Source organism: [Limnothrix rosea] IAM M-220 (assembly GCF_001904615.1).
Classification (GTDB): domain Bacteria; phylum Cyanobacteriota; class Cyanobacteriia; order Cyanobacteriales; family MRBY01; genus MRBY01.
The window spans coordinates 57,964-74,827 of sequence record NZ_MRBY01000006.1 but is presented as its reverse complement, the minus strand read 5'-3'; the positions used below and the strand labels follow the sequence as shown (position 1 = coordinate 74,827).

The window sequence follows — 16,864 nt, the reverse complement described above, 5'->3', positions numbered from 1 at the left end:
TTGGCGAATAATTGTTGTTGAAACCTTTAGACTGGGATCAATACTAAAAGTTAAGGAACGCTACGCTAAAGCCTCATTTAAGATAATCGTATTTCTGAAATAGTCAAGCATAAGCGAACCATATTTTGCCACGGTTCAAATTCTGATATTGACCCTAGTGAACACTTTTTCTGCTAGTCAATCGCCACCCTATGCAAATTCTTTCAAGGGATAGCTTGATCAAGTCGCCATCAAAAAAACATTTTAGGCACATTATAGGAAAAAAAGTGTTTTAACAATAGGTAAACTCAGGGGAATCAAGTATATCAGGGTGGAAGAAGATATTAAATGGAACCCTTCTTGCGGTAGAAGGTCATAGATTGGTGGATAACCTAGGTGCGGCATATGAGTAAAGGGTGGCTGGGATTGTTAATGAGTAGTTTGGTTTTGTTTGGAGCGCCGGAGGTTCGGTTTTCGTCGGAAGGGGTACGGCTGGGGCAAAAATCGGCGATCGCCGCAGCGCCGCAAATGATGGAATTTGAAGGCGATCGCCTCAGGGTCAATGGTCAAAACTTGCGGGGGCAGTGGGCGGTTTGGTCAGAAAATGGTGAGACAAAATTAGGTATCGAATCTCTCAATCTAGAGAAAAGTCTGGGGGTGAAATTACTGGACACCACCAGCACAACAGAGCAGCCCATTGAGTGGTTCGGAGTGGGCGATCGCCTGCCCATTTATTTTTCTAATCCATATAGATATCTTGACATTACTGAGCTAGCAAAAACGGCGGGCTGGCAATGGCAACGACAGGGTAATGAGCTGGTTTTAGAGACACCCCAAGCCGGCATTACAGCCGTTCGCGTGGGGCATCAAACATGGGGCAAGCGCATTGTGCTTGATGTGGATCGTCCGGTGGTTTGGCGACAGGTAATGCCCAATAAAATTCGCATTCAGGGGAATTCTAGTGATTATTTGTTGGGGTTGCAGGCTAAGCAACAGGGTTTATTTTCCCAGCCCTCTTTTCCCTTTGAGCTCACCCATGAGGGTAATGCAACGTTCTTGAGTTTTCCGGAGGCGATCGCCCCGCAGATGCGCGTGTTTAGTTTGGCAAATCCATCGCGTCTCGTGATTGATCTCAGTCGAGATATACGTCCTGCTCGAAATATTGCGTGGTTGCCGGGGGTGACGTGGCGACAAAATAATGTTGTCTTACCGGGTAAAAATAACGGTGGTTTTGCGGTTACTTGGCTGGAAATTGACCCGACTCAAAATCAGTTTCAGCTTAAGCCGATTTCCCTGTCTGACCAAACGATTGTGGGTCTTGCGCCGATGCTTACCCAAGTGCAAAGTAGTGGGGCGATCGCCGGCATTAATGCAGGTTTTTTCAATCGTAATAATCAGTTTCCATTGGGAGCTGTGCGCACCGATGGCGAATGGCGCTCTAGTCCAATTTTGAACCGTGGCGCAGTGGCCTGGGATAACAAGGGTAATTGGCAATTTGATCGCTTTAGTTTGCGGGAGGATATCGTTGCCGACAATGGTCAGCGGTTGACCGTTGATTTTCTCAATAGTGGCTATGTCAAAGCTGGCGTATCCCGCTATACAAAAGCATGGGGCGATTATTACCAAACGGCGGTCGATAACGAAGTGATTTTGACGGTGGATAGCAACGGTAGTTCAGAGATCATTACCCACCGAAAAAATGCAGGAAAAGCTGGTGCTGACCGTTACCTTATTCCTGAGAAGGGCTATTTAATGGTGTTTCGGTCGTTCCGCAGTGGCGCAGACAAATTGCCTGAAGGTACAACCTTCCAACGTTATGAAGTGCTAAATCCTCCGAACTTTGAGTCATTCCCACAGGTGATGGGAGCGGGGCCGCTGCTCATTCAAAATGGTCGCGTTGTCCTCAATGGTGAGTCGGAACAATTTAGTAAGTGGTTTAATATTCAGTCCGCCTCTCGGAGCGCGATCGCCAGAACCCGAGACGGCAAAATTCTGTTGGCGACAGTCCATGGCACAGCGGCAGAAAGCTCTGGGGCAACGCTGCGGGAATGGTCTGATATTTTGATGCGTCTAGGAGCTGTAGATGCGCTTAATCTTGATGGTGGTGGTTCATCGGCCTTGGTGCTGGGGGGAGATGTAGGCGATCGCCATTCATCTACAGTTGGCCGCGTGAATAATGGCATTGGACTGTTTATCGCAGAATAATGCCCAATATAGTGGTGGCCGGCAAGATTGGTATGGGCTTTGAAGCCTATCAGATGTCTTGGCTTTGGGCTTAATATTTCCGTTCCTTTGGTTCAAAACGATCAATCACCACAGGCATATATTCAATGGTGACACCATCGTCCGAGCAAAAACTGAGGGTATGACCTAAGTACTTTTCATCATCGCGTGTGGGGAAATCTTCCCGCGAATGGGCACCACGACTTTCTTGGCGTTTGTAGGCAGACGTAAGAATCGCTTCTCCAACCTTGAGGATACTTTGCAACTCCATCGCTTCGATCAGTTCTGTATTCCAGTGGGTAGACTTATCATCAAGAAAAACATCATTATATTCTGCTGTTAAAGATTGAATTTCTTGAATTCCTTCGGACATAATTTCATCGGTACGAAATACGCCGCAATGCTCGCTCATGGTGTCTTGAAATCTTTGTCTTAGGTCGCTAATTCTGGTTGTGCCAGTTTGCTCCATGAGTTTTTGGATGCGTTCTTGGGCGGCTTGTAAGTATTGGGTTTCGTTAATCGCCGGGAGCGGGCGATCGCCGACATATTCCGCAATTTTGCTACCAACGCGACGACCATAGACAATACATTCAAGCAAAGAATTACTACCCAAACGATTCGCACCATGCACCGACACACAGGCACATTCTCCCGCCGCAAAGAATCCCTCGGTTAGCTCGGTACCATTTTTGCGCACCCGACCATCCGTATTCACCGGGATGCCGCCCATGGAATAGTGAGCAGTGGGACGCACGGGCATCGGTTCCACCACCGCATCAATCCCCACCAATCGCTCCGCCTCTTCCCAACAAAACGGCACTTTACTCATAATTTTTTCTTTGCCCATATGAGTCAGATCCAGATGGACAAAATTGCCGCCGGCACTGCCATCTTTATGGATGCCGCGACCTGCCCGAATTTCTAAGGTAATGGCTCGTGAGGTAATATCCCGTGGGGCAAGCTCCATTTGCTTCGGCGCATACTTCTCCATAAAGCGATCGCCGTCACTATTGCGTAGATAAGCCCCTTCCCCCCGTACCGCCTCAGAAATCAGTACACCCACGGGAAACAATCCCGTCGGATGGAATTGCACAAACTCCATATCTTCTAGCGGTAAACCCACCGCCGCTGTCATCGCGAGACCGTCACCCGTAGACGCAAAATCATTGGAAGTCGTATTAAATACCCGACCATAGCCGCCCGTCGCAAACATCACCGCCTTAGCGAGAACGACTTCCAGCTTGCCCGTTTCAATGTGGAGCATGACCAGACCTTTAGCCTGATTGTCCTCAAAAATGAGGTTCATGACGTACCATTCGTCGTAAATTTTGACCCCATTGCGGCGGAGGTTCATGACCAGTTCATGGAGAATCGCATGACCCGTTTTGTCTGCGGCATAGCAAGTGCGTTTATGGGAATGTCCCCCAAAGGCACGCTGGGCAATTTTGCCATCTTCAAGGCGGGAAAAAAGCACCCCCATATGTTCAAGGTCAATAATCACCTCTGGCGCTTCTTTCGTTAAAATCTCTACCGCATCTTGATCGGCTAAATAGTCCGAACCCTTGACTGTGTCGAAGGCATGGGCTTCCCAGCTATCTGCGGGGTCAACATTTTTGAGGCTGGCCGCAATGCCCCCCTGAGCTGCAACGGAGTGGGAACGAATGGGGTGGGTTTTGGCGATGAGACCCACATCAATATTCGGATCTGTGCGCTTGATTTCTAGGGCGGCGCGGCAACCCGCAAGTCCACCGCCAACAATAATTACGTCGTGCTGCAACATCGGCTCTTAGATTTCGGAGAGATTAACTCTATTGTTGTTGCAAAGACTGGGCGATCGGCGATCGCCTGTCATATTTTGTATTTGCCTGTCATATTTTGTATTTGCTTGTCATATTTTTTATAAAACTTCTCGTAATTTGACTATGACACCCATGGAATTTAGGAGAGCGCTATTATTCCTTCCTACGTTGATATTGATATTAACTTTTCGACGCTTTTGAGGTTTGGATCTCCCGCTAAATACCCAATGCCACGATGAATATGCAAACGCAACTGGTGGGCGATCGCCTCTTTTTCAGTAGAGAGATTTTGTTCGATGCACCATTGAGTGAGGGCAAGTAAAAGGACATCTGCCATGTCACCCCCGAAGGTATGCCAAGTCATTTCAACATTGCTATCGGTGGGAATGGGCACATCAGCAGGTGGATGATCTTCGGCGAGGGAACGGCACAGCGCCCAGCGACACAAAATATTCCACTGATCGATTTTGGTGACGCGCTTAAGTTTAATCAGTTGATCTTTTGCGGTCTGAGAGAGTTGAATGCGTTGGATAGGAGTTTCCATATTTTTTGTTTACCAGAAATAGCCGGATTTGATAGTGGTTTGGCAGGTGGAGATGTCGTATTCGAGGAGATATTCACTGGCGATCGCCCCACTATCTCCCAATTGTTTTGCTTCTTTTTGTCCAATTTCGGTATCAGTGGAAAGCAATAGTACTTGGTGGCTTGCTGTCGGGAAATATCGTTCTAAAAGATTTTTACGATGGGAAGAATCTAAACGTCCTAAGGGGGTATCGATAGCGACGGGTAAATTACGACCGGACACGCGAGCCAGACCCCATAACAGAGCGGTTGCGAGCAGTTGTTTTTCCCCAGCGGATAAACGATTTTTAGGTAGAGGCTGACCTTGGGCATCATAGAGGTGGAGGGCAAAGGTTTCGATATCAATGGTGATACGTCCTACGAAATCGGCTTTACGGATGAGATAACGAAAGCATTCGGTAACGGCGGATTCAAGGTGATCTATTTTGCGAATTTTGAGTTGTTGACGAAATGTTTTTAGGGTGGTTTGGACGCGGTCAATTGCCTGTATCGTATGTTCATTGTTCTGCCGCTCAAAAATTTTTTTGCCGTACTGACTGAGCTTTTGTTTGGTGTCTTCGACGATGGCCGTGAGCTGGGCTAGTTCTTGTTCAGTGGTTTGATACTCAGTTTGTAACTTGATCACTTTTTGGTTGGCTTCGTCTACCTGTTGGGCGAGTTGATCAAATTCTTCGGGTGGGGCAGCAGCGGCAAGTTGGCGATCGCCTGCATCGATATTGAGTAATGTATCTTGAATTTGTTTTTTTAATTGTTGAGCACGGTGAATTTGGTCGGGTAAAAGTTGACTTGCAATCAATTTTAAATAGCTTAAACTTTCGGCATCAATACCCAGTTTTGGAATATCCACATCGGCTTGGATTTGAATCTGTTCTAATTCGATTTGTAGGAAGTTTTCAAGTTGTTTGAGTTTTGCTGCGGGGAATTTTTTTGCCTTGGCAAAGTCTAAAAGTTTTTGGTTGCGATCGCCTAAAATCTGGCTCGTCAGTTCTGCTTGCTGGGATTCTAATTCTGCTTGGGCTTGGGTTTGGGCACGGTTTAAAAGGGGCTGAATTAGGCTGAGGGGTAAAGCTTGGGCAGCAAGGGTACGTAATGCTTGGCGATCGCTGTCAAGTTTTTGCTGGAGCTGTTGTTTTTCGGTTTCGAGTTTGGTGCGCTCTGCGGTGATTTCACCACCCCGCATTTTAAAAATATCTAATAATTCACTGGCATTTTTTTTGGCGACATCTACTTTATTTTGCAAATCGCTCAGTTTTTGTTTGATGATTTTGCGTTGATCATCCTGCTCGGCAAATCGTTTTTCGAGGGTTTCAAAGTCCTGTAATTCAGTTTTGTTGGCAAGGGCTTTTGCTTTACGGTCTTTTAAAATTTTAAGGTCTAAAGAAAGGCGATCGCTCAGTTCTAAGCCTAGTAAAGATTGGATCGCATTGACCACTTCGGGTGGTGGGTTGTCCTGTTCTGCTAGTTCTTTAATTTGTTCGCCGTCAAAGAGAAACAAGTTTGAAATGCCGAGGGGTAAAAGTTCTTCGATGCGTTCATCCCACATTTTGGCAAGGGCGGGATCGGGTAGGGAAATGGGTTCGCCTTCGACAATATTACGGATAAAAATTTCGAGGTTTTCTTTGGGTTTAGGGACGTTTTGCCAACTACGGCGGATATGGTACTCGGTGGGTGCGCCGGTGATGGAATGGCGAAAAATGAGTTCGACGGCAGTGGTTTCTCCCTCGGCACTGGCGCGATTAATACACTGTTCCAGAAAGTCGCTATAGGCCATAGAACCACGGCTAGAACATTGGGCGCGTTGTCCGTAAAGTACCAGTCGAAGGGAATCCATAAGGGTCGTTTTGCCGCCGCCGTTCATGCCACCAATGAGGATAATGGGGCTGGTTTCGGTGGGGCTGAGGTCGAGGGTTTGTCTGCCGCTATAGGGGCCGAAATTTTCGAGAATGAGCGTTTTGAAAATCATAAAAAGGCTAGAGGCGATCGCCGTGGCGTATTATTTGCGTTTACCAAATTTGGCTTCGGCAAAACTGCTTGATGGTGTGGATTCTGCTTGAGGCTTAACGCTGGTTAGATCGAGTTGGTCAGGTTCGTTTTCTTGCAGGATTCGCTTGAGTTCTTCGGGGTCGTTGAGGGAGTTTTTGGCTTTATATCTGCGCTGGGCATGGGCGATCGCCTCTTCCTCTGTGCGGGAACTGCTATCAAAGCATTTTTCCAAAGCATCAAATATGCCAATACGTTTGCTCATGGTGCGGTATTGCCGCTCTGTATCGAGGAGGCTTGCCATGAGTTCGAGGTGCATGGGGTCGTCTTGGCAAATCTCGGTGAGAAGATCCCATTCTTCGGAACCCAGCAGACTACTGTCTCCGGCGGGGATGGGGAAGGGTTCGCCAGTAGTTTCTTGGTAGATGCGGGGTAGGCTATCGTCGAATTCATGTTTTTCTTCGAGCCAAATTTTGCGGATCGCGTGGAGTTCTTCGAGGTCGATCAGGGTGATGTTGCCCATGGGTTCGGGGGCGGTGCGTCGGAGTTCGGTCTGGGTACTTAATACTCGTCTCAGCCAATGTTCGCGCCATTGTTTGGTGTAGGGGCCAGGAATAGGCGCTGGTTTGGTGGTTCCGTCGTCTTGTCTACGCTCAAAGATTTGTACACCGCCCCAAATTCTGCGGAAATCTCGGCGATCTTTATCGTTTTTTACGTCGAGTTCATTACGGATATCGAGGAGGGGTTCCATCCATGCTTTGTCGTCGTCGTTGAGGATCATGGCGGTCATAGATTTGTCTTGATCGACCATGGTGCAAACCCAGCAGCCAAAGCGGGAGTCGCCACAACTGGGGGTACTGGTATCGATGACGAGGGGGCATTCGTTATCGGCGGTTGCGCCTTGGTAGAGGGTAAATAGTTCGCTGTTGTCATGTCCCCATGGGTTCGGGTATTGGTTGAGGTAAATCCAGACTTCGTCGTTTGTCCAGTCTTCAATGGGGCTATAGATCAAGGAGTTGGGCAAGCTGGCATTGGGGGACAGGCGATCGCGTACACGTTTTTCTGCGTGTTTTGCCATGGTGGCGGCGCGTTTGGCGCTTTCAGCTTTACGGGTTCCCAATACTAAAATTGTTTCGCCATGTTCGCGGACGGTATCGCGGATGAAGCGGTTAGCAGGATTAATCTTCAGGCGTTCGGTACACCAGCGAAATTTATTACGGGGAGCTGGGTAGCCTTTGCCGATCAGGTTTACCCAAAAGGTTTCTTTGACAATGGGTTGCAGCAGGTGGGGTTCGATAGGCATTTGTTGTTCTGCTGCGGCTTGGCGCATGCGGTTCTGGGAGAGTTTCACCCACTCGGCAACGATGGGGTTTTCTACTCTGGTATCTGTGGTGATGACATGGATCTTTTTCTGCCTTTGCTCTACTGGCAACTCGGCGATCGCCCCCCAAACCAATTGCAAAACACAAGAGCTGTCTTTTCCCCCAGACCAGCCTACAAGCCAAGGTACATCATCATTTTGGTAAAGTTCTTGAATCTCATTTTTCAACCCTTCGATGTCTTCAAACAGCGAATGTAAAGAGCGAATACTCATTGATATTTGTACTCCATGCCCGGAATTTCAAACTGAGCAATAATCTTTTTTAAACGGGTCGTTGAACTTCGAGAAAAACGGATAAAAGGCTGATTCTTTTGGTTAAAGAGAATTATGCTTTTTAGTTTGAAATCAATTTGTAATAGAGATGAAAGCCATTCAGTTTCAGATTTACTGAAAGATTGCGTATGTAGAAAAGATCGTGAGCTATCTGCTTGAATATACCCATCATCACAAACCCAGATAGCCAGCGAAAAAGCATTGAAGTATCGTGCTAAATACATATGATTTAGCCGTTTCTTGCCATTGGGATAAAAAAGCTTGTGAATCTGAGTTAGGTCTGGATGTACACCACTTTTGATCCACCATCCCAAATATCGTTTACCACTTTTAGAATGTGGAGCAGAAAGCTTTTCGGTAAAAGTACAGGGCAAATACTGACGTAAAAAATTATATTTCCACCTCAAGTAAGCCTGATTATTTCCGCCCTCTGCATACCTTGCATTTTTCTTGTTAGGACGCTTTTCTAAAGACCCATCACCCAGCATGACCCCAACCATAAAATGATGAAACTTTTCATCCATCGGTTTGCCGTCATAAGTTAAATATCTCGATTGATTAATTGAACCTAAACCACGTTTTTCCAACATGGCATTAGACATCAAAGGATGATCGGGATATAGCCGCTTGTAATCATCCATCGTCAGATCATGCCGCCGTAGGTGCGTATGTTGAATAAGCTCAAATCTTTCGCCGCACACCGCACAAGGAATCAATCCCTTACCCTGTGTTGCCTCTTGCCGCCTTTGCCTCTTCCGTCGCTTGCGATCATTTGACCGCGCTAAAGCCAGATTTTTTTGACGAGTACATTCAAGATTGCCGCAGACTTTTCGCTGACCATAGTGGGGCAAATGGCGAGAAAGCTTACTTCCACAAATAACGCATAATTTTTCAAGCTGCTCAAGGCTCATTAATCATGTATCCATATATGGGGACATGCCTCAATAATAGCGCAGTGTACCCAAAAAAGGGAACATTTACGGTGATCTGCTCCTCTGCCAAGATCGGGGCTATGGGAAGAGCAGGAAAAGCCTTACGACAGACGCTTGAAGAGCACCAGATTAGTCAAAATAAGCTGGCGACTGTTTTGGGTATTGGTAGATCAAAAGTTTTCCGCTGGTTCCATGAGCAAATCGATCCCACCGCCGAAACCGTTGCAGAGATAGTTAAGGCTTTAAATAAAATCAATCCTGATGCTGCTCAAAAATTTATTGATTTATACCTTGGGAAATTAATAAAAAAGTGACGGACTTTGATGTTTACCTTTCTGAAAAACTTTATCAAAATGCCACTCTAAAGCGTCAGTTCTAGGGTTGTAAATTCTTTCATATGGCAAAGTGATTTTTTCTCCTGCAAAGTCCTTGATCCCTTTATTGTTGGGAGAAATTTCGTCAATGTGATTACTAACAATAATGCGGTATGTATCGTCAAGAGTGAACCACCCTCGGTCGAAAGCCCAGTGATGATTTTTGCAGAGGGATAAGCCATTATCAAAACGATCATCATGAAATTCTGAAAAACGTTTAATATGCGCCCCATCGACAATTCTTTGACCCTTCAGATCCAAAATTCTTAAGCCGCAAAAACAGCATTGATAATTGTAGTTTGCAACAACATTCTTTTTAAATGCTTCATCTCGAACAATGCTTATATTTTCATCTTTGACTTCATTGTCATCAATCTTATAAATCCTGCCGCCTGACTCCCGCAAACGATCCTGAAACTCTTTAAACGCATCCTTTTGAAATAACCTTTGGATTTGTTCCTGTTTATTAGGGAACCACTCATCCAGCAACGTCATAATCAAAACATGGCGATCGCCCGTCCTTTGTAGCAATGCGAAAAGCTCAGGATCGAGGTAAGCATAATCAATCAAAGCCGTTAGCGTATTCACACTTTTTGGCTTAAAACCCTTGATCACCGTTTCCAAACCCGCCTTTACCTTCAGATGCCAAAACTTACTACTCTTTAGATAGAAAAACGGCAAGTGCATACTATTGCGGTGATTTTCCCCAGCCAGATAACTCCAGTATTTCGAGAAGGTGGCGATTAAACTGGCATTAGGATGGATGCGATTCACCGTGATGTGCTTTTGTTCAATTTGCTCAATCACCGACAACAACATGATGGGCTGATGGGGTGCAGTCCCCCGCGAACGATCAACCCGTAGCTTTTTAAACTTTTGCTGGTAGTAGGCTACATCTTTGGTCATTTTTACACGCTTCACACTAAGACCATTTTACCTAGTCGAAAAGATGGATAACGAAAAAATCGGCGATGAATTGGCAGAGAAAGTGGCGGCATATTTAGAGCGATACTGGGACATTACTCAGAATCATCGAGATTATTGCGGCGTAGAGTTGACGTGGTTAAAAGAAGAAGACTGCTATTATTACTGTCACTTTTACGGCGGGCAACCCTACATCACAGACAAGCCAAACCCCTTTGATCGCCCCCTAAAAAAATTCCGCCACAGACAAGGCTTTATCCATTGGTTAGCCCAGCAGAGCACCGCCGCCCTCATCGGTAGCCCCAGCGCAGACTGGCACATCACCAATAGCGGCGATCGCCAAAGCCGAAATCTTTCAACACTTGCAAAATTTCTGAGAGGGTAGATGAGAGACAACTTCCAAATCCCTCACCTATGATGGAAGCAGTAAAACTTTCCGCAGGATAGACAATGCAGAGCCTCTATCAATTGCCCCTCACCTTCGAGCAAATTCTCTCCCTTGTCCGCCAACTACCCGCCACGGAAAAAGAACAAATCAGACAAGAACTCGAAACAGAACGCCGCACCCAGCAACTCGAAAACCTAATGGCTGCATTTCAAACCGATGAACTGACCCTAGAAGAGATCACCGCCGAAGTTGAAGCCGTGCGTGCTACCAACTACCATCATGGCTAGAGTCATCATCGACACAAACCTGTGGATTAGTTTTCTCATTGGTAAAAACTCACAGTCCCTCAAAGACCTATTGATTCAAGCTGAGAACACCCCGATTTTCTCAGCCGCACTTTTAGAAGAACTTACTGCCGTTACCCAGAGACCCAAACTCCAAAAATACTTTTCTCAAGCCAATGTTGAGACCCTCTTGAGTTTTCTAAAAAGTATCAGCGAAATCATTGAACCCACATCACAAGTGAAGCTATGCCGAGATCCAAAAGCCGATTTTTTGATCACAGGAGATCAAGATCTACTTGTTCTGAAAGAAATTGAAATGACCAAAATTGTCACTTACCAACAGTTTGTAGCCTTGCAACGCGATCTGTAAGTTACCTCACCGACAACCCAACGGACGACGATCGCCCCCTGAAAAATTTAACCAGAAACAGGACTTTATCCATTGGCTAGCTCAGAAGCAGACTGGCACATCACCAATAGTGGCGATCGCCAAAGCCGACATCCTCCAGCATCTCCAAAATTTCTGAGAAAGGCGATTATTTCTTTATTGATTCTCCAGCATTGCAAGGACTGTCGTGATTTGACCCAATACAGTTGGGATATTCCGAGAAACGACAACCCAAAGAATATCTAAATCCACATCAAAATAAGCATGGACTAATCGATTTCTCATCCCGATCATTTGTCGCCAAGGAATATTAGAGTAATTGCCCTGACAATCTGGAGATATATGATTTGCCGCTTCACCAATAATCTCAACTAACCGAACCAAAGCTAAAGCAAGCATTTCATCCGTATCTAAATCACTGCGACTGCGCCCTTCTGTGAATTGGATAATGCGTTCTGAAGCATCTCTGATGTGTTTCAAGCGCGTCAGGTCATCAATCTTGCTCATAAATGGCGATCGCCTCCTGTTCGACTTCTTGACGAAAATAGCGGCTGAGATCCATTGATGTTCTGAGATCTACCCTGCGCCCAAACAATGTACTTAGCTCATCGGCGATCGTCACAATTTCCCATCCCGGCGTATGACTATCTTGAAATTCGACGAGTAAATCCAAATCACTCTCCTTCGTAAAATCATCCCGCAACGCAGAACCAAATACAGCTAGTCGCTGAATGTGATGGCGAAGACAATATTCTTCTAGAGATTCTTGATTGATCGTGATGGGCAGAGTTAGGTACACAAATTCTGAGGTGAAATCATCTAATTGTTATGCTAGCTGAGAATTTATGGGGAAGGCGATCGCCTAATTACCCTTCTTATACTTCTGTCGTTGCCGTTGTCTCGCACGAATCCGCGACTTCACAATTTTTTGTTGATAGGGATTAGCATCCTTACGCCATTGCAACCGAGAACCATTAAACTCAACCCCAGTTTCCCTGAGCACCTTTTGCCAACCCGACCAGAGCTGAATCTCAGACCAATCATCAAACAAACCCCAATCCTCTTCCTGTTGGGATAACTTCGCAAACTTTTCGTATAGGGAATAATCCTGACCCACAAGGCGATCCTTGCGTTGGACAACAGGCGCAAAATCAGAATCATATTCCTTGTAACGCACCTTCAGATTCTGCAAACCAATCTGCATCGCCATTTGCCAACGGGGGTGAGGATCTTTATCAAAATTGTCACAGGAAATATAAGCAATCTTCGGCTCACGGAGGTAAAACCGCACCAAACTTACATTCTCTAATCGCCCCACTGTTCGACTCGCACACCCTTCATACAGTCGCAACATTGGATCAAGCTGTTCAAGAGCACTGATATGAACTAATAACGCTTTACTGGAACAAATCCCAATGTCACTCTGTTGGGCAATATCCGCTAAATTCTGCAAATCTCCCAAACTAAACAGCATCATATCCGATAGTAAACAAGCCTGTTTATAGGTTCCAAAAAGTACTTTTATATCAGTTTTTAAGGTGTCATTTAACTGACTGAACTTCGGACGTTTTGCGAACTTAGACAAAGCCAAATAAATTTGAATATCAGAGCGTCTTTGCTCCGTAATGCTTTCCCATTCTGCTGCATCTGTTGCCTCTTCAATGACTTTAAAAGCACGGGTTAAAGTTCTAAATTCAGCACAAATATCTCCTTCTTCAGGCAACTCATTTTTCTTTGGTAATCGCCCCCGCTCCGTAATAAAGTTCATCAAGGGTTGCAGCAGTTCTTGATAATCCTCAAACCGTTTAATCGACAGACGAATTCTCGGTGTGGTTGCCCTTGAGCGAAATCGAGAAGCCCGGAATGTTTCCGCTTGGGACTCATCCCGAAACACAAAGTAAATGCCCAAAGCCACCGGAACTGCATCAACTCCCAACACCTGATCGATATAGAGTTTTAATTCTTCTTGGTCATAATATTTCTGAAAAGTATTGCGACTGGTAATCACCCCATCACCATAGGCAACCTGACCATAACCCCCATCAGCGATCAAAACCTGTGCCGAAACCACCAAGATTTTTTGCGTCAGTCCCCAAGCATTAACCAGTGCTTCCCGCCGTTCTACTGGCTTCTCGACCACATTGATCACATAGCCGAGATTCACAATATCCGCTGCGATTAGTTCATTATCGGGTTGATAAAACGGATCCCAACCTTGAGCTGTGAACCCTTTTTCTGCAACGAATTTGAGATCCTCACCATGACCACAACCATAGTCAAAAAAGCTCATGCCCTCATGCACTAAATTTGCCTCAAACAGCGATCGCACGGGACGAGACATCTGGCGGCGAATAATGGCAGCTTTGTGGCGATCTATCTTGGGAGATTTACCTTCAGTGTTTTTAATCTCGATCAGTTGATGGTCTTTAATTCTGACTCGAAAATGTTGGAGTTTCTCTTCCCACTGTTGCCGATGCCCAATATTACGAGAATCGGCGAGCAAACCTAATTTTTCTTCTGCTTCAGTCAGTTCGGCAAAGGTTTGATAGTGGGGATAATCTGGACAAACGAAAGTTTCTTTACGATGCAAAATTGGCGGGTTTTCACCATAATGGCGCAATTGATGGCTGGAGAGTTCTAAATTAACTTGAATGCTCTGTTTTAAAGCGGGGTGAGGATCTTCGTTAAAGTCAGAGTAATCGAGATAGGAAATTTTGGGTTCGCTGGTGTTGAACTTGATTAGGACAATGGGGAAAGTTTGATCGGGGAGCAGAGAACGGGTGATCGCCTCGTAGTCTTTCAAAAGTTTTGGTAATCTTCCTAAAGCAGAAATGTGAATATATAAAGCCTGTGGAAGTTTTTTTCCAAAGCTAAGATTATGACAAAGAGAACAAACCGTTTTAATGTTCAATAGCTCTTTAGTCATAAATAGCAGAAAAAATTACAAAATGATGCATTCATAATAAGCTAATAAATCATCGGTGAATTCCGAACTATAAAGGTGACTGAAATCATTTATTCAGTGCGGCTGTGGGAAATTTGCCAACTGAGAAAAATCACAGGAATTAAACCGACACCCAAGATGGCAAGGGCAGGGACAGAAGCCTCCACAAGTCTTTCATCGGAAGCATATTGGTAAACCTTTACGGCGAGGGTATCAAAATTAAAGGGGCGAATCACGAGGGTGGCTGGCAGCTCTTTCATGACATCGACAAAAACGAGCATTGCGGCTGTGAGTAGACCACTCCACATTAGGGGGGTATGGACTTGAATGAGGGTTTTTATGGGGGAATAGCCAAGGCTGCGGGATGCGTCGTCGAGGGTTGGTTTGATTTTGCCGAGGCTGGTTTCCACTGCGCCAAAGGACACTGCCAGAAAACGCACGAGATAGGCAAAGATGAGGGCAACGACTGTGCCGCTCAGTAGTAGCCCTGTGGAAATATCAAATTGTGCTTTAAAAAAGTTGGCGATCGCATTATCGAGTTTACCGATGGGGATCAGGATACCGACTGCAATCACTGAGCCGGGAATTGCATAGCCTAAAGCTGCGACGCGAATACCGAAGCGTATCACTAAACTTTGGTTGAGCCGTTGACCATAGGCGAGGATAATGGCGATCGCCACAGCGAGGAATGCAGTGAGAGTGGCTAAGACAAAACTATGCTGGGCAAATTCCCCAAACTGCAACTTAAATCTTGACTGGGGACGATTAAACGCCATTTCCAGCAGTACCCCAATCGGCAAAATAAACCCAAAAAAAACAGGGATAAAACAAAAAAGATTAGCGAGGAGCGATCGCCACCGTGGGAGTTGGTACAAATTTGGGGCAGAGTAATTGTTACTGGTTTGATAATATTTCGCCTGTTGCCGCGACCACTTTTCGAGGAGGAGCAGAGCCGCAATAAAAATCATGAGTGTCGCTGCCAGTTGTGCTGCGGCTTGGGGTTCACCGAGGCCAAACCATGTCCGATAAATTCCCGTCGTAAAAGTTTCGACCCCAAAAAATTGTACTGTCCCAAAATCATTGAGGGTTTCCATTAACGCTAAAGCTAAACCTGCTGTCACTGCCGGACGCGCTAAAGGTAAGGCGATCGCCCAAAAACTTTGCCAAGGAGTGCATCCAAGGGTTCGACTCGCTTCGACTGTAGTAGCAGATTGTTCTAGAAAAGAAACCCGTGCTAACAAATAAACGTAAGGGTAAAGCACCAAAACTAACATAATGATTGCGCCGGGTAGAGACCGCACTGCCGGAAACCAATAGTCCTGTGCCGATGACCACCCAAAAATGTCCCGGAGGGTTCGCTGCACCCAACCGTAATAATCCAGCAAATCTGTATAAACATAGGCGAGCAAATAGGCCGGAGCTGCTAGGGGCAAAAGTAGAACCACTTCCCAAAATCTTTTCCCCCAAAAGCGACACATGGTCACTAGCCAAGCCGCCGTCACCCCCACAACCGTTACGCCGAAGCCAACGCCTAGCATCAACCACAAAGAATTTAGGATATACCGCCCTAAAACCGTTTCCACAAGGTGTCTCCAGACTTCTCCTGAGTCTGTAAAGACGCTGCTTAATACAAATAAAATAGGGGTCGCAATCAATGCGGCGATCGCCAGAGTGACAGGAGTCCAGAAATTTAGCTGTAGACGTTTCAAAAGGTTTAACCGGAAAAATTCTCAATATCCTATTGTGAAATGAAGCCCTCTCTCCACGCAATAGCTACAGGTGGCGATCGCCGTTTTAGCACGCTGAAATTAATCAATCTTTTCACCACTGAGAATAAACATCGGATCAACCGCCGCAAACACCTGCCGCATGCCTTGGGTTTCCAAACGATTAATCGCTGCCTGCACCACCTCCACATTGCGCGCCTGCAACTCCGCAAACCCTTCCGACAACTGATAAAGCTGCTCCAAATTCGTCGCCATCGCCACCGCACGACCACCCGTGGGGAGAAATGACCAAGCCTTATGCAAGAGATCCTTAATTGGTTTGCCACCTCCCAAACAAATGCGATCAGGCTTTGTGGCAATATCAGCAAAACACTCCGGCGCATTTCCCTCAAATACAGAAATATTTTGGCACTTAAACCGTTGACTATTCGTACGCACCAGTGCCGCAACATCTTCATCTCGCTCCACCGAAACCACTTGAGCCTCAGGACAAAGCAGCGCAATCTCAATGGAAATCGTTCCCGTACCCGCCCCAATATCCCAGAGCACAGACTCCGGTTCCATGCGCAGCGCCGAAATGATGAGTAATCGAGCTTCACGTTTTGTCAGGGGAATCCCCGGTAAACGCTCAAATAATTTATCGGGAATGCCGGGGGTTTGGTATTGCCACATCTGTATTTTTAGGT

The 16,864-nt window shown here is 46.0% G+C and carries 16 protein-coding genes; 5 read left to right on the top strand and 11 right to left on the bottom strand.

Features of this window, described 5'->3' with window-relative positions; genetic code table 11:
* Positions 1-384 precede the first annotated feature (384 nt).
* A complete protein-coding gene (locus tag NIES208_RS04140) occupies positions 385-2,184 on the top strand; it encodes a phosphodiester glycosidase family protein (protein ID WP_075890021.1) in 1,800 nt (599 codons plus the stop codon).
* Positions 2,185-2,254: 70 nt separating this feature from the next.
* Here the strand turns inward: NIES208_RS04140 and NIES208_RS04135 are convergent, their stop codons facing one another.
* The 5 genes from NIES208_RS04135 to NIES208_RS04115 all read right to left on the bottom strand — a co-directional run bounded on the left by NIES208_RS04135 (position 2,255) and on the right by NIES208_RS04115 (position 9,128).
* Positions 2,255-3,982, bottom strand: coding sequence for a succinate dehydrogenase/fumarate reductase flavoprotein subunit (locus NIES208_RS04135; protein ID WP_075890019.1), 1,728 nt, complete (start codon positions 3,980-3,982; stop codon positions 2,255-2,257).
* Between the two features lie 182 nt (positions 3,983-4,164).
* Entirely contained in the window at positions 4,165-4,545 is a 381-nt protein-coding gene (gene dndE / locus NIES208_RS04130) for a DNA sulfur modification protein DndE (protein WP_075890017.1), read from the bottom strand.
* A 9-nt stretch (positions 4,546-4,554) separates the two neighbouring features.
* Positions 4,555-6,546 (bottom strand): DNA sulfur modification protein DndD, encoded by a 1,992-nt coding sequence (gene dndD / locus NIES208_RS04125; RefSeq protein ID WP_075890015.1) that lies wholly within the window; start codon positions 6,544-6,546, stop codon positions 4,555-4,557.
* A 30-nt stretch (positions 6,547-6,576) separates the two neighbouring features.
* On the bottom strand, positions 6,577-8,157 hold the full coding sequence (gene dndC, locus NIES208_RS04120) for a DNA phosphorothioation system sulfurtransferase DndC (protein WP_075890013.1): 1,581 nt from the start codon (positions 8,155-8,157) through the stop codon (positions 6,577-6,579).
* The gene (locus tag NIES208_RS04115) at positions 8,154-9,128 is read right to left on the bottom strand and encodes a hypothetical protein (RefSeq protein WP_075890011.1); all 975 of its coding nucleotides are present in this window, start codon (positions 9,126-9,128) and stop codon (positions 8,154-8,156) included. The genes dndC and NIES208_RS04115 overlap by 4 nt, the downstream gene beginning before the upstream one ends.
* A 101-nt stretch (positions 9,129-9,229) precedes the next feature.
* Between NIES208_RS04115 and NIES208_RS04110 the strand changes: the two genes are divergently transcribed.
* The gene (locus tag NIES208_RS04110; RefSeq protein WP_075890094.1) at positions 9,230-9,463 is read left to right on the top strand and encodes a helix-turn-helix domain-containing protein; all 234 of its coding nucleotides are present in this window, start codon (positions 9,230-9,232) and stop codon (positions 9,461-9,463) included.
* Here the strand turns inward: NIES208_RS04110 and NIES208_RS04105 are convergent.
* Entirely contained in the window at positions 9,449-10,429 is a 981-nt protein-coding gene (locus NIES208_RS04105; RefSeq protein ID WP_075890009.1) for an HNH endonuclease, read from the bottom strand. The genes NIES208_RS04110 and NIES208_RS04105 overlap by 15 nt on opposite strands.
* Before the next feature lie 43 nt (positions 10,430-10,472).
* Here NIES208_RS04105 and NIES208_RS04100 point away from each other — a divergent pair, with 43 nt between their 5' ends.
* From NIES208_RS04100 to NIES208_RS04090, 3 genes are all read left to right on the top strand, one after another.
* Entirely contained in the window at positions 10,473-10,832 is a 360-nt protein-coding gene (locus NIES208_RS04100) for a hypothetical protein (RefSeq protein WP_075890007.1), read from the top strand.
* Between the two features lie 65 nt (positions 10,833-10,897).
* On the top strand, positions 10,898-11,122 hold the full coding sequence (gene vap15, locus NIES208_RS04095) for a type II toxin-antitoxin system VapB15 family antitoxin (RefSeq protein ID WP_075890005.1): 225 nt from the start codon (positions 10,898-10,900) through the stop codon (positions 11,120-11,122).
* Positions 11,115-11,489, top strand: coding sequence for a putative toxin-antitoxin system toxin component, PIN family (locus NIES208_RS04090; RefSeq protein WP_075890003.1), 375 nt, complete (start codon positions 11,115-11,117; stop codon positions 11,487-11,489). Before vap15 ends, NIES208_RS04090 begins: the two co-directional genes overlap by 8 nt.
* A gap of 174 nt (positions 11,490-11,663) precedes the next feature.
* Here the strand turns inward: NIES208_RS04090 and NIES208_RS04085 are convergent, their stop codons facing one another.
* The 5 genes from NIES208_RS04085 to cbiT form a co-directional block, all read right to left on the bottom strand.
* The gene (locus tag NIES208_RS04085; RefSeq protein WP_075890001.1) at positions 11,664-12,014 is read right to left on the bottom strand and encodes a HepT-like ribonuclease domain-containing protein; all 351 of its coding nucleotides are present in this window, start codon (positions 12,012-12,014) and stop codon (positions 11,664-11,666) included.
* A complete protein-coding gene (locus NIES208_RS04080; protein WP_075889999.1) occupies positions 12,001-12,306 on the bottom strand; it encodes a nucleotidyltransferase family protein in 306 nt (101 codons plus the stop codon). Before NIES208_RS04080 ends, NIES208_RS04085 begins: the two co-directional genes overlap by 14 nt.
* A gap of 63 nt (positions 12,307-12,369) precedes the next feature.
* The gene (locus NIES208_RS04075) at positions 12,370-14,433 is read right to left on the bottom strand and encodes a DNA phosphorothioation-associated putative methyltransferase (protein WP_075889997.1); all 2,064 of its coding nucleotides are present in this window, start codon (positions 14,431-14,433) and stop codon (positions 12,370-12,372) included.
* Between the two features lie 89 nt (positions 14,434-14,522).
* Positions 14,523-16,160, bottom strand: a complete 1,638-nt coding sequence (locus NIES208_RS04070) for an ABC transporter permease (protein WP_075889995.1) — start codon at positions 16,158-16,160, stop codon at positions 14,523-14,525.
* 99 nt (positions 16,161-16,259) lie between these two features.
* The gene (gene cbiT, locus NIES208_RS04065) at positions 16,260-16,850 is read right to left on the bottom strand and encodes a precorrin-6Y C5,15-methyltransferase subunit CbiT (RefSeq protein ID WP_075889993.1); all 591 of its coding nucleotides are present in this window, start codon (positions 16,848-16,850) and stop codon (positions 16,260-16,262) included.
* Between the last annotated feature and the right edge of the window lie 14 nt (positions 16,851-16,864).

Coding starts and splice junctions, on each gene's coding strand:
- dndE (WP_075890017.1), bottom strand. CDS start 4,545: ATGGAAACTCCTATCCAACGCATTCAACTCTCTCAGACCGCAAAAGAT.
- NIES208_RS04115 (WP_075890011.1), bottom strand. CDS start 9,128: ATGAGCCTTGAGCAGCTTGAAAAATTATGCGTTATTTGTGGAAGTAAG.
- vap15 (WP_075890005.1), top strand. CDS start 10,898: ATGCAGAGCCTCTATCAATTGCCCCTCACCTTCGAGCAAATTCTCTCC.
- NIES208_RS04110 (WP_075890094.1), top strand. CDS start 9,230: ATGGGAAGAGCAGGAAAAGCCTTACGACAGACGCTTGAAGAGCACCAG.
- NIES208_RS04085 (WP_075890001.1), bottom strand. CDS start 12,014: ATGAGCAAGATTGATGACCTGACGCGCTTGAAACACATCAGAGATGCT.
- NIES208_RS04105 (WP_075890009.1), bottom strand. CDS start 10,429: ATGACCAAAGATGTAGCCTACTACCAGCAAAAGTTTAAAAAGCTACGG.
- NIES208_RS04075 (WP_075889997.1), bottom strand. CDS start 14,433: ATGACTAAAGAGCTATTGAACATTAAAACGGTTTGTTCTCTTTGTCAT.
- dndC (WP_075890013.1), bottom strand. CDS start 8,157: ATGAGTATTCGCTCTTTACATTCGCTGTTTGAAGACATCGAAGGGTTG.
- dndD (WP_075890015.1), bottom strand. CDS start 6,546: ATGATTTTCAAAACGCTCATTCTCGAAAATTTCGGCCCCTATAGCGGC.
- NIES208_RS04090 (WP_075890003.1), top strand. CDS start 11,115: ATGGCTAGAGTCATCATCGACACAAACCTGTGGATTAGTTTTCTCATT.
- NIES208_RS04100 (WP_075890007.1), top strand. CDS start 10,473: ATGGATAACGAAAAAATCGGCGATGAATTGGCAGAGAAAGTGGCGGCA.
- NIES208_RS04140 (WP_075890021.1), top strand. CDS start 385: ATGAGTAAAGGGTGGCTGGGATTGTTAATGAGTAGTTTGGTTTTGTTT.
- cbiT (WP_075889993.1), bottom strand. CDS start 16,850: ATGTGGCAATACCAAACCCCCGGCATTCCCGATAAATTATTTGAGCGT.
- NIES208_RS04135 (WP_075890019.1), bottom strand. CDS start 3,982: ATGTTGCAGCACGACGTAATTATTGTTGGCGGTGGACTTGCGGGTTGC.